This is a genomic window from Mesorhizobium monacense (assembly GCF_056781675.1).
On sequence record NZ_CM165567.1, the window covers coordinates 1,463,449 to 1,476,157 of the forward strand.

The 12,709-nt window shown below is 65.0% G+C and carries 10 protein-coding genes; all 10 read left to right on the plus strand.

All coding sequences use genetic code 11. The features are described from left to right. Position 1: 1 nt before the first annotated feature. Positions 2 to 1,126 (plus strand): undecaprenyldiphospho-muramoylpentapeptide beta-N-acetylglucosaminyltransferase, encoded by a 1,125-nt coding sequence (gene murG, locus AC1RUK_RS06735; protein WP_481836254.1) that lies wholly within the window; start codon positions 2 to 4, stop codon positions 1,124 to 1,126. Next, positions 1,123 to 2,529, plus strand: a complete 1,407-nt coding sequence (murC, locus tag AC1RUK_RS06740; protein ID WP_481836253.1) for a UDP-N-acetylmuramate--L-alanine ligase — start codon at positions 1,123 to 1,125, stop codon at positions 2,527 to 2,529. Before murG ends, murC begins: the two co-directional genes overlap by 4 nt. Then, positions 2,526 to 3,491 (plus strand): UDP-N-acetylmuramate dehydrogenase, encoded by a 966-nt coding sequence (gene murB / locus AC1RUK_RS06745; RefSeq protein WP_481836252.1) that lies wholly within the window; start codon positions 2,526 to 2,528, stop codon positions 3,489 to 3,491. Before murC ends, murB begins: the two co-directional genes overlap by 4 nt. A 309-nt stretch (positions 3,492 to 3,800) precedes the next feature. Further along, positions 3,801 to 4,727: a D-alanine--D-alanine ligase gene (locus AC1RUK_RS06750; RefSeq protein WP_481836251.1), complete on the plus strand. Its 927-nt coding sequence runs from the start codon at positions 3,801 to 3,803 to the stop codon at positions 4,725 to 4,727. Beyond that, positions 4,715 to 5,656: a cell division protein FtsQ/DivIB gene (locus tag AC1RUK_RS06755; RefSeq protein WP_481836250.1), complete on the plus strand. Its 942-nt coding sequence runs from the start codon at positions 4,715 to 4,717 to the stop codon at positions 5,654 to 5,656. Before AC1RUK_RS06750 ends, AC1RUK_RS06755 begins: the two co-directional genes overlap by 13 nt. Next, positions 5,653 to 6,960 (plus strand): cell division protein FtsA, encoded by a 1,308-nt coding sequence (ftsA, locus tag AC1RUK_RS06760; protein ID WP_481836249.1) that lies wholly within the window; start codon positions 5,653 to 5,655, stop codon positions 6,958 to 6,960. The genes AC1RUK_RS06755 and ftsA overlap by 4 nt, the downstream gene beginning before the upstream one ends. Positions 6,961 to 7,027: 67 nt before the next feature. Beyond that, positions 7,028 to 8,689 (plus strand): cell division protein FtsZ, encoded by a 1,662-nt coding sequence (gene ftsZ, locus AC1RUK_RS06765; protein ID WP_481836248.1) that lies wholly within the window; start codon positions 7,028 to 7,030, stop codon positions 8,687 to 8,689. Positions 8,690 to 8,970: 281 nt separating this feature from the next. Further along, positions 8,971 to 9,918, plus strand: coding sequence for a UDP-3-O-acyl-N-acetylglucosamine deacetylase (lpxC, locus tag AC1RUK_RS06770; protein ID WP_481836247.1), 948 nt, complete (start codon positions 8,971 to 8,973; stop codon positions 9,916 to 9,918). 217 nt (positions 9,919 to 10,135) lie between these two features. Next, entirely contained in the window at positions 10,136 to 11,005 is an 870-nt protein-coding gene (locus AC1RUK_RS06775; RefSeq protein WP_006204873.1) for an outer membrane protein assembly factor BamD, read from the plus strand. Next, positions 11,005 to 12,678, plus strand: coding sequence for a DNA repair protein RecN (gene recN, locus AC1RUK_RS06780; RefSeq protein WP_481839558.1), 1,674 nt, complete (start codon positions 11,005 to 11,007; stop codon positions 12,676 to 12,678). The genes AC1RUK_RS06775 and recN overlap by 1 nt, the downstream gene beginning before the upstream one ends. Positions 12,679 to 12,709: the final 31 nt, after the last annotated feature.

The window sequence follows — 12,709 nt, forward strand, 5'->3', positions numbered from 1 at the left end:
GATGTCGAGGGGTGTGATCCTTCTGGCGGCCGGCGGCACGGGTGGTCATCTCTTCCCGGCCGAGGCGTTGGCGCACGAGCTGAACGAGCGCGGCTGGACGGTGCATCTGGCCACCGACCATCGTGTCGAGCGTTTTTCCAGCCATTTTCCGGGCGCCGTCCACCCGATCCAGTCGGCGACCCTGGGTTCGAAGAATCCCATCGCGGTCATCGGCGCCTTCTGGAAGATCTGGCGCGGGGTGCGGCAGGCTTCCGCCATCATCGCCCGATTCAAGCCGGAAGCCGTCGTCGGCTTTGGCGGCTATCCGACGCTGCCACCGCTCTATGCGGCGACAAGGCGCAAGGTGCCGACGCTGATCCATGAGCAGAACGCGGTGATGGGCCGCGCCAACCGGGCGCTGGCCGCCCGTGTCGACGCCATCGCCGGCGGCTTCCTGCGCGAGGATGAAAGTGCAGCGGGTGCCAAGACGGTGACCACGGGCAACCCGGTCAGGCCGCAAGTGCTGGAGGCAGCAAGGACGCCCTACATCGCCTCGACTGGCGAGGAACCCTTCCGGTTCCTGGTGTTCGGCGGCAGCCAGGGCGCGCAGTTCTTCTCCGATGCGGTGCCGGCGGCCATCGGGCTGCTGACGGAGCCTCAGCGCAAGCGGCTGGCGATAACCCAGCAGGCGCGCGCGGAGGATGTGGCGCGGGTCAAGTCGGCCTATGCCGCCCTTGGGGTCGACGCGCAGGTCTTGCCGTTCTTCACCGACATGGCGGCGCGGATGGCGGCGGCGCATCTGGTGATGTCACGCTCGGGTGCCTCCACGGTCTCGGAAATCGCCGTCATCGGCCGGCCGGCGCTGCTGGTGCCCTATCCGCACGCGCTTGACCATGACCAGGCGGCCAATGCGGCGGCCCTTGCGGCCGCAGACGGGGCCGAGGTGCATCCGCAATCCACGCTTTCGCCCGAGCGCATCGCTGCGCTCGTTGGCGGGCTGATGGACGACCCCGACAGGCTGACGGCCATGGCCGCTGCCGCCAGATCGGCCGGAAAACCGGACGCGGCGCGGTTGCTCGCCGATCTGACAGAGGCTATTGCGTCCAGGAAAACCGTTTCGGATTTCAGGAAGGGGACGCACGCATGAAGATGCCGCAGACGATCGGCCTTGTGCATTTCATCGGCATTGGCGGCATCGGCATGAGCGGCATCGCCGAGGTGCTGCACAATCTCGGCTACAGGGTGCAGGGGTCCGACCAGGCCGACAGCGCCAATGTACAACGGCTGCGCGACAAGGGCATCGAATGCTTCGTCGGCCACAGGGAAGAAAACCTCGGCGATGCCGAAGTGGTGGTCGTCTCGACCGCGATCAAGAAGTCCAACCCGGAGCTGAAGGCGGCGCGCGAGAAGCTGCTGCCCGTCGTGCGGCGCGCCGAGATGCTGGCCGAACTGATGCGCTTCCGCCAGGCGGTGGCGATTGGCGGCACCCATGGCAAGACGACGACGACGTCGATGGTGGCGACGCTGCTCGAAGCCGGCGGGCTCGACCCGACGGTGATCAATGGCGGCATCATCAATGCCTATGGCACCAATGCCCGCATGGGCGACGGCGAGTGGATGGTGGTCGAGGCCGACGAGAGCGACGGCACCTTCCTCAAGCTGCCGGCCGAGATTGCCGTGGTCACCAACATCGATCCCGAACATCTCGACCACTATGGCAGTTTCGACAAGGTGCGCGAGGCGTTTCGCCAGTTCGTCGAGAACGTGCCGTTCTATGGTTTCGGCGTGATGTGCACCGACCATCCGGAAGTGCAGGCGCTGGTCGGCAGCATCGAGGACCGGCGCGTCATCACCTATGGCGAGAACGCACAGGCCGACGTTCGCTTCACCAACCACCGCATGGCCGGCGCCATATCGGAGTTCGATGTGGTGATCCGCGACCGCAAAGGCCGCGGCCAGACGACGATATCAGGCCTGCGCCTGCCGATGCCCGGCCGCCACAATGTTTCCAACGCGACGGCGGCGATCGCGGTCGCGCATGAGCTCGGCCTGTCGGCAGAGGCGATCAAGAAGGGCCTGTCGTCCTTCGCCGGCGTCAAGCGGCGCTTCACCCATACCGGTTCGTGGAACGGCGTCGAGGTGTTCGACGATTACGGCCACCATCCGGTCGAGATCACGGCGGTGCTGAAGGCGGCGCGCAGCGCCACCGCTGGCCGCGTCATCGCGATTGCCCAGCCGCATCGCTTCACCCGGCTGCACGATCTGTTCAACGAATTCTCGGTCTGCTTCAACGATGCCGATACGGTCATGGTGGCGCCCGTTTATGCGGCGGGCGAGGAGCCGATCGACGGCGTGACCTCGGAGGCGCTGGTGTCGCGCATTCGCGCCGGCGGCCATCGCGACGCGCGCTACATCGAGGGCCCTGCCGCGATTGCGCCGGTCATCCGCGAACTGGCCAAGCCAGGCGACTTCGTCGTCTTCCTCGGCGCCGGCAATATCACCCAATGGGCCTATATGTTGCCCAAGGAACTTGGCGGGACAGTCACATGATGCGCGGCCAGGCGTTGATCGACAAGCTTGGTGACCGGCTTGCCGGCCTGCGCGGCCGCATCACGCCCAATGCCGAGATGGACAAGATCACCTGGTTCCGCGCCGGCGGGCTTGCGGAGGCGCTGTTCCAGCCGGCCGACGAAGAGGATCTCGCTGAGTTCCTGCGGGCGGTTCCCGAAGACATTCCGCTGATGGTCGTCGGCGTCGGCTCGAACCTCCTGGTGCGCGACGGCGGCATTCCCGGCTTCGTCGTCCGTCTTTCGGCGAAAGGGTTCGGCGAGGCCGAAGTCATCGGGCCAACCTCCATCAAGGCAGGTGCGGCGACGCCGGACAAGCGGGTCGCCGCCGTCGCTTATGAGGCTGGCATTGGCGGCTTTCATTTCTATTACGGCATTCCCGGCGCCGTAGGCGGGGCACTCAGGATGAACGCAGGCGCCAATGGCGTCGAGACGCGCGAGCGCGTCGTCGAGGTGCGGGCGCTCGACCGCAAGGGCAATGTCCATACGCTCAGCAATGCCGACATGGGCTATGCCTACCGCCATTCGTCGGCGCCTTCGGGCCTGATCTTCACTTCGGCGACTTTCGAAGGAACCTTGCAGGACCAGGCGGTGATCAAGGCGGCGATGGATTCCGTGCAGAACCATCGCGAGACGGTGCAGCCGATCCGCGAGAAGACCGGCGGCTCGACCTTCAAGAATCCGGAGGGCACTTCGGCCTGGAAGGAGATCGACAAGGCCGGCTGCCGCGGGCTGATGATCGGCGGCGCGCAGATGTCGCCGATGCACTGCAACTTCATGATAAACACCGGAACCGCCACCGGCTACGACCTCGAATATCTCGGCGAAACGGTGCGGGCGCGCGTGCTTGAAAATTCGGGCATCCGGCTGCAGTGGGAAATCAAACGCCTCGGCGATTTCCGGCCGGGCCATGCCGTGCAGGAATTTCTCGGGCAGCTGCTCTAAGGCGCATTAGCGCAAGCTGAAGTTCATGTGATGCATTAACTTCATGCGGCCCGAATACCCGCGCAACCGTTGCCCTAAAGACTCACAACACGGTTTTCGCTGCCGTTTTCGCGGAAAGTGAATCTCTCGGATTCATAAGCACTTGCCAGAGAATCAACTCTCTGATTCTCTGCCCTAAAGCGTTTCCTGATTTGAGTCGTTCGACGCGTCACCCGCGTTTTCCGTCTGGGGGGCAACCTGCCGGGAGACTCGGACTCAATGTTGCGGAAATATTGGCTGCGGACCCGCCGTGAGAGGGGATGACGGGAAATGAAAAGTAAGCATGTGGCCGTCCTCCTGGGTGGATTCTCGTCGGAGCGGCCCGTGTCTCTGTCCTCGGGGAAAGCGTGTGCCGATGCGCTTGAGAAGGAAGGTTACGAGGTCACCCGCGTCGATGTTGCGCGCGATGTCGGTGCCGTGCTTGCTGCACTCAAGCCCGATGTCGTCTTCAACGCGCTGCATGGTCCATTCGGCGAGGACGGCACCATCCAGGGTATCCTCGAATATCTGGCCATTCCCTACACCCATTCCGGCGTGCTCGCCTCGGCGCTTGCCATGAACAAGGAACTGGCCAAGAAGGTCGCCAAGGCGGCTGGCGTTCCGGTGGCGGAATCGAAAGTGACCAACCGCTTCGCCATCCAGAACAAGCATCCGATGAAGCCGCCCTACGTGGTCAAGCCGGTCAATGAAGGATCGAGCTTCGGCGTCGTCATCGTGCATGAGGGGCAGTCGCATCCGCCGCAGGTCATCGGCTCGTCCGAATGGAAGTACGGCGATACCGTCATGGTCGAGCGCTACGTGCATGGGCGTGAGCTGACCTGCGCGGTGATGGGCGACGTGGCGCTCGGCGTCTGCGAGATCATCCCGACCGGCCATTCCTTCTACGACTACGATTCAAAATACGTCGCGGGCGGATCAAAACACGAAACCCCTGCTAAAATTTCACCGAATATTTACCAAAAAATACAGACACTGGCGCTCAAGGCTCACCAAGCTATCGGTTGCCGGGGCGTCTCCCGGTCGGACTTCCGTTACGACGACCGTCACTCCGAGAACGGCGAGGTTGTCTGGCTCGAGGTCAACACCCAGCCGGGCATGACGCCGACGTCTCTGGTGCCCGAAATCGCCGCGCATGCGGGGCATTCGTTCGGCGATTTGTTGAGTTGGATGGTGGAGGACGCTTCGTGTCTGCGTTGAGGTGGGGCCAGGGCAAGGGGGCGGGCGCGACTGGGCCGACGCTGTTCGGCATGCCGCTGTCGTTCGACCATTTCGTGCTGCCGCGGCTGCTTCGCCGGCCGGTGCGCGTACTTGCGCGCCTGGGCGAGGGCGAGTTCACTGCGCCGCCTTTCGCTGCCGCCATCCTGTCGGCCGTGCTCATCGGATCGGGCAGCGCTTACGGCGCCTATCTTGGCGGCTACACTGACAGCATCGTCCAGGGCATCACTGCCCGCACGGGCTTCGCCGTCGACCAGATCAAGGTGGTCGGCAATCGCGAAACCTCCGAGATCGACATACTGGACCGGCTTCAGCTCGACGGCTGGACCTCGCTGATCGGCTTCGACGCCGAAGCCGCGCGCGAGCGTATCGCGACGCTGCCCTGGGTCGAGGTCGCCGCGGTGCGCAAGGTCTATCCGCATACGCTGGAAGTGCGCATCGAGGAGCGTGAGCCGTTCGCGCTCTGGCAGCAGGGCAATACGCTTTCGGTCATCGAGCGGTCCGGCGAGGTGATTGCGCCGTTCTCGGGCGGCAAGCAGGCTTTGCTGCCGCTGATCATCGGCACCGGCGCGCCGGCAAAGGCCCCGGATTTCCTAGCCAAGATCAAGAAATATCCAGAACTGGCGGCGCGGGTCAAAGGTTATATCCGCATTGGCGAACGGCGCTGGGACCTGAAGCTCGAGAACGGCATCGCGATCAAGCTGCCGGAGGATGGCGAGGATCAGGCGATCGCCGATCTGGTCAGGATGGACCATGACAACGGGCTTTTGACGCGCGACATCGCCGCCGTCGACATGCGCCTGTCCGACCGTCTCGTCGTGCAGCTGACGCCGGAAGCGGCGACGCAGCGCGAAGCGGCGCTGAACGAAAAGCCGCAGAAGCTGAAGCGCAAGCCGGAGACGAAGATATGAGCTGGCTTGGCGGCAACAATGATGCCTCCTCGCGCCGCTCCGGCACATTGACGGTGCTGGATGTCGGTTCGAGCAAGGTTTGCTGCGTGGTGGCGAAGCTGAAGCCGCGCGACGACGGCAAGCTGTTGCGTGGGCGTTCGCACCGCATCCAGGTGATCGGCATCGGCCACCAGAAATCGCAAGGCGTGAAGTCGGGTGTCGTCGTCGATCTCGATCGCGCCGAGCATGCCATCCGTCTCGCCGTCGACGCCGCCGAGCGCATGGCGGGGCTGACGGTGGATTCGCTGATCGTCAACATGACGGCCGGCCGGCTGAAGAGCGAGGCCTTCTCGGCCACCATCAACCTTGGCGGCCATCAGGCCGACGAGGCCGATATCAGGCGCGTGCTGGCCGCCGGTGCCAAGCAGGCGCTCAAGACCGAGCGCGAGGTGATCCATTCGCTTCCCGTCGGCTTCTCGCTGGATTCCGAGCGCGGCGTGCGCGATCCGCGCGGCATGGTCGGTGAATCGCTCGGCGTCGACATGCATGTGCTGACCGGCGATGCGGCACCGCTGCGCAATCTGGAACTCTGCATCAACCGCTCGCATCTGTCGGTCGAGCGCATGGTGGCGACGCCCTATGCCAGCGGGCTTGCGGCCCTGGTCGACGACGAGCTCGAAATGGGCGCTGCCTGCATCGACATGGGCGGCGGCACGACGACGATCTCGGTGTTCTCCGAAGGCAAGTTCGTCCATGGCGACGCCATCGCCATCGGCGGCAACCATGTGACGCTGGATATGGCCAAGGGCCTGTCGACCTCGCTCGACGCGGCCGAGCGGCTCAAGGTGATGCATGGCTCGGCGCTGCCCGGCAGTGCCGACGACCGCGACCTGGTTTCGATCCAGCCGATCGGCGAGGAGGGCGAGATACCGCTGCAGGTGCCGCGTTCGATGATGACGCGCATCATCCGCGCCCGCATCGACGAAACGCTCGAACTGCTGCGCGACCGGCTGAACAAGTCCGGCTACGGCAACGCCGTCGGCAAGCGCGTTGTGCTCACCGGCGGCGCCAGCCAGCTTTCCGGCCTGCCGGAAGCGGCGCGCCGCATTCTCGGGCGCAATGTGCGCATCGGCCGCCCGCTCGGCGTGGCGGGCCTGCCGGAAGCGGCGAAGGGGCCGGCATTCTCGACCCCGGTCGGGCTTCTGATCTATCCGCAGATGGCGAGCTTCGAGAGCCATCCTGCGAAAGGAATTTCCGGTCTCAGGATGACCGGGACGGGCGGAAAACTGCATCGCATGAGTCAGTGGTTGAGAGACAGTTTCTAAATTGACGGGGACAGCCCCATAGGCGGCCGCAGCGGCGAAGCGGCGGGAAAGGCAAAGGACGGAGACAATGACGATCAATCTGCAAAAGCCGGACATCACCGAGCTGAAGCCACGCATCACCGTGTTCGGTGTCGGCGGCGGCGGCGGCAATGCGGTCAACAACATGATCACCGCCGGCTTGCGCGGTGTCGAGTTCGTGGTGGCCAACACCGACGCCCAGGCCTTGACCATGTCGAAGGCGGAGCGGCTGATCCAGCTCGGCGCGCATGTCACCGAGGGGCTCGGTGCCGGATCGCAGCCGGAAGTCGGACGCGCGGCGGCCGAGGAGTGCATCGACGAGATCATCGATCATCTCTCCAACACCCATATGTGCTTCGTCACCGCCGGCATGGGCGGCGGCACCGGCACGGGTGCTGCTCCGGTGGTTGCACGAGCCGCGCGCGAAAAGGGCATCCTCACCGTCGGTGTCGTCACCAAGCCGTTCCATTTCGAAGGCCAGCGCCGCATGAAGACGGCCGACCTGGGCATCGAGGAACTGCAGAAATGCGTCGATACGCTGATCGTCATCCCCAACCAGAACCTGTTCCGGCTGGCCAATGACAAGACCACCTTCGCCGATGCCTTCGCCATGGCCGACCAGGTGCTCTACTCCGGCGTCGCCTGCATCACCGACCTGATGGTCAAGGAAGGCCTGATCAATCTCGATTTCGCCGACGTCCGTTCGGTGATGCGCGAGATGGGCAAGGCGATGATGGGCACGGGCGAAGCTTCGGGCGAGGGCCGCGCCATGGCGGCCGCCGAGGCGGCGATCGCCAACCCGCTGCTCGACGAGACCTCGATGAAGGGCGCCAAGGGCCTGCTGATCTCGATCACCGGCGGCCGCGACCTGACGCTGTTCGAGGTCGACGAGGCCGCGACCCGTATCCGCGAAGAGGTCGACCAGGACGCCAACATCATCCTCGGCGCCACGTTCGACGAAGAGCTCGAAGGCGTGATCCGCGTCTCGGTGGTGGCCACCGGCATCGACAAGTCGGCGGCCGAAATCGCCGCGGCGCCGATCTCGATCCGCGCTGCGCCGCAAAAGCCGGTCAGCCGCCCGGCAGCCGCGATCGCGGAAAGCCGTCCGGCGCCGGTCCAGCAGACGGCCTACGAGCCGCGTGCGGTCGATCCGGTGGCCGAAGCCATCCAGCTTGCCGAGGCCAATGCGGCCGCCATGGCGCAGCCGCGCCCGGCGCCGATGGCGCATGCGGAAGATTTCCGTCCGCAGAGCAAGATCTTCCAGGCGCCGCCTGCCCAGCCGCAGCCGGTGGTTCAGCAGCAGATCGTGCAGACCGCACCGCTGCGGGAAATGCCGCAGCCGGTTGCCGCCGCACCGCAGCGCATGCCGCGCGTCGAGGACTTTCCGCCGGTGGTGAAGGCGGAAGTGGAAGCCAAGAGCCGCCCGGCCGACCATGAGAATGGCGGACCGATGGGCCTGCTCAAGCGTCTGACCAACGGGCTGACACGTCGCGAGGAAGAGCCTGCACGGTTGCAGCCGGCGCAGCCGCGCGAGCCGAAGCTGCGCCAGGCGGCACCGGAAGTGCGCCGTCTTGCCAGCCAGGATCCGCAGCTCTACGCGCCGCGCCGCGGGCAGCTGGACGACCAGGGCCGGCTGACGCCGCAAAGCCGGGCTGTGCAGGAAGACGACCAGCTGGAGATTCCGGCTTTCCTGCGCCGTCAGGCGAACTGACCTGTTGACGGTCCGTAACTATTGTTAACAGGCAGACAAGCGATTGTTTGCCTGTTAACGCAAAAAGAAGTTGTAAAACAGAGTGTTACGAGAGGTGTCTCGCTCCAGGTTGCGGTTACAGCAGGAAAGAAACCGTGATTTGGAGTCTCCCAGCCGGACCACTATCTTCGCCCGGATTACCTTCGGTTTGCCGGGATTCGGGGAGTTGGCCCTGCCTGCCGATCACTTCAAGAGCCGCGCGCCCTCAGGGCTGATGAAGCGGACGACGGCAGTTTGGGCTTATGGGGTTTGTCTTGCAAGACTATCAGACGACACTTAAATCGCGTGCAACGCTGACGGGTACCGGCGTTCACAGCGGCAAGCCCGTTACCGTTCATTTCCTGCCCGCGGACGCCGACACCGGCATCCTCTTCCAGCTTACAAATGGCGGCGAGAGCCGCGAGTTCCGCGCTCTTGTCTCCGAAGTCGGCGCGACCGATCTCTGCACCATGCTGGGTGATCCGGCGGGCGAGCATATCGGCACTGTCGAGCATCTGATGGCGACGGTCTTCGGTCTTGGCCTCGACAATCTCATTATCGAGATCGACGGGCCCGAAGTCCCGATCCTCGACGGCAGCGCGATCGCGTTCGTGGAAGCCTTCGATCAGGCCGGCGTCGAAACGCTCCCGGTCAAGCGCCGCTATATAAGGGTGGTCAAGCCGGTTCGCATCGAGAACGGCGCGTCCTGGGCGGAGTTCCGGCCGTACGACGGCACCCGCTTCGAGATCGAGATCGATTTCGAAAGCCCGGCGATCGGCCGCCAGTTGTTCGCGTCCGACATCAACCCCGACATTTTCCGCCGCGACATCGCGCGCGCCCGCACCTTCGGCTTCATGAAGGATGTCGAGCGGCTGTGGGCGGCCGGCTATGCGCTCGGCTCGTCGCTCGAAAACTCGCTGGTGATCGGCGACGACAACCGCGTCATCAACATGGGCGGCTTGCGCTATCACAATGAGTTCGCGCGCCACAAGACGCTGGACGCGATGGGCGACCTGGCGCTGGCCGGCGCCCGCTTCATCGGCTGCTTCCGCTCCTATCGCGGCGGCCACAGGATGAATGCGGCGGCTTTGCGGCGGCTTTTGTCCGACCGTTCGGCGTTCGAGGTCGTCGAGACGACGCGTCGCGAACGCGGCCGGAGCGCCGAGATGAGCGCCGTCAGCGCGCCCGTCTATGCGCCCTGGATGATCTGATTCTTAACGATTTTCTGACTTGCTGGCGGCTGGCCTGTGTTGCATGGATGCATCACGGGTTGGTGAAATCATACGATCACGGGCCCACCGCCAAACCGCCACAAAAATGTGCGATTGGCCGGAGATAGCGTTGCCGGGCAAGGCGGTTATGGTTTATGGCTGCTGCCCCAGACCCGAAATGACGACTGAAATGACGCCGAAAGGGCGGAATCCAATCATGTTCTTCAAGCGAGTTGGTCAATCGAAAGCGCCGCATAGGGCTGTTTTCCTGGCGCTTTCGGTGGTTGTCCCATCGCTCTTCCTGTCGGCCTGCATGTCGTCCGAGAAAGACGTCGACCTGTCGACCTATGTCGACCAGACCGAACCGGCCGACGTTCTCTACAACCAGGGCCTCGCCAATCTGAACGCCGGCCGTCTGGACGAGGCGAGCAAGAAGTTCGACGCCGTCGACCGCCAGCACCCCTATTCGGAATTCGCCCGCAAATCGATGGTGATGGGCGCCTTCGCCGACTACCGCGCAGGCCACTATGACGAGGCGATCGGCTCGGCCAAGCGCTATCTGACGCTCTACCCGTCGACAGACGATGCCGCCTACGCGCAGTACATCATCGGGCTTAGCTACTACCGGCAGATCAAGGACGTCACCCAGGACCAGAAGGAAGCGCGGCAGACCGTGCAGACCATGCAGGATCTGGTGACGCGCTGGCCGACGTCCGAATATGTCGACGACGCCAAGGAGAAGATCCGCTTTGCCACCGACCAGCTGGCCGGCAAGGAGATGCAGATCGGCCGCTACTATCTCGAGCGCCGCGAGTACATCGCCGCTGTCAAGCGGTTCCGCAATGTGGTCGAGAACTATTCCAATACGCGCCATGTCGAGGAAGCGCTGGCACGCCTGACCGAGAGCTACTATGCAATGGGGCTGACGTCGGAAGCGCAGACCGCGGCGGCAGTGCTCGGCACCAACTATCCCGACAGCCAGTGGTACAAGGATTCCTACAAGCTCCTGCAGAGCAACGGGCTTCAGCCGCGTGAGAATGCCGGGTCGTGGATCTCCAAGGCCGGGAAGCTGATCACCGGCGCCTGATGCTTTCCAGGCTGTCGATCCGCGATATCGTTCTGATCGAGAAGCTGGACATCGACTTCCTGCCCGGCCTCTCCGTGCTGACGGGCGAAACCGGCGCCGGAAAATCCATCCTGCTCGACGCGTTGTCGCTGGCGCTTGGCGCCCGCGGCGATGCTTCGCTGGTTCGCCACGGCGCGGCACAGGGCCAGGTCATCGCGGTGTTCGACGTGCCGCGCAACCATCCGGCCCGCGCGTTGCTTGCCGAAAACGCCATTGAGGACGACGGCGACATCATCCTGCGCCGGGTGCAGACGGCCGATGGCCGCACGCGCGTCTTTGTCAACGACCAGCCGTCCAGCGTCACCCTGATGCGCGACATCGGCCATGCGCTGGTCGAGATCCACGGCCAGCATGACGAGCGGGCGCTGGTCGATCCGGGCGCCCATCGCGACTTGCTGGACAGTTTCGGCGGCCATCTTGGTGCCGCCCGCGCGACGGGCGAGGCGTGGCGGTACTGGCGAAGCTGCGAGCAGGACTTTGCCAAACACCGCGCCAAGGTCGAGGCGGCGGCGCGCGAGGCCGACTACCTCCGCGCCTCGGTCGCGGAACTGGCCAGGCTCGATCCCCAGCCGGGCGAAGAGACCGAGCTCGCGGAACTACGCGCCACGATGATGCGGGCGGAGAAGATCGCCTCGGAAATCCATGATGCGCAGGACGTGCTGTCAGGGCCGTCCTCACCGCTGCCGCAACTGGCGAGCCTTCTGCGGCGGCTGCAGCGCAAGGTGAGCGAAGCGCCCGGTCTGCTCGACGATGTGGTCAAGTCGCTCGACGAGGCAATGCTGTCGCTCGACGCGGCGCAGTCGGGTGTTGAGGCAGCACTGCGCGCCACCGAATATGACCCGCAGCGGCTGGAGAAGGCGGAGGAGCGGCTGTTTTCGCTGCGTGCCGCCTCGCGCAAGCACAGCGTGGCGGTCGACGATCTGGCGCAGCTGCGCGACACGATGGCCGCCGACCTCGCGGATCTCGATGCCGGCGAAGAACGCCTGCATGGGCTGGAGAAGCAGGCCGCCGCGGCGCGCGAGGCCTACGACATTTCCGCCGCACAGCTGTCCTCGCTTCGCCATGCCGCGGCGTCCGGGCTGACCAAGGCGGCGATGGCCGAATTGCCGGCGCTGAAGCTCGAACGGGCAGAGTTCATCGTCTCGATGGCCAGCGACGCCGAAAGCCGCATGGAAGAGGGCATCGACCAGGTCGAGTTCTGGGTGCGCACCAACCCCGGCACAAGGCCCGGCCCGATGATGAAGGTCGCTTCCGGCGGCGAGCTTTCGCGCTTCCTTTTGGCGCTGAAGGTGGCGCTGGCCGATCGCGGCTCGGCGCCGACGCTGGTCTTCGACGAGATCGACACCGGTGTCGGCGGTGCCGTGGCGGATGCGATCGGCCAACGACTGGCGCGGCTGTCGACGCGCGTTCAGGTGCTGTCCGTGACCCATGCGCCGCAAGTGGCGGCGCGCGCGGCGACGCATTTCCTGATCTCCAAATCCGGCGGCACCGACAAGGTTGCCACCGGCATCGCCGAAATGGACCGGGCGGCGCGCCAGGAGGAGATCGCGCGCATGCTGGCGGGCGCCACCATCACCGACGAGGCCCGCGCGGCGGCCGAGCGGCTGCTGCGCGAGAATACAGCCGCGGCTTAGCGAAGCGTAAAGTCCGGCACTCCGGACATGA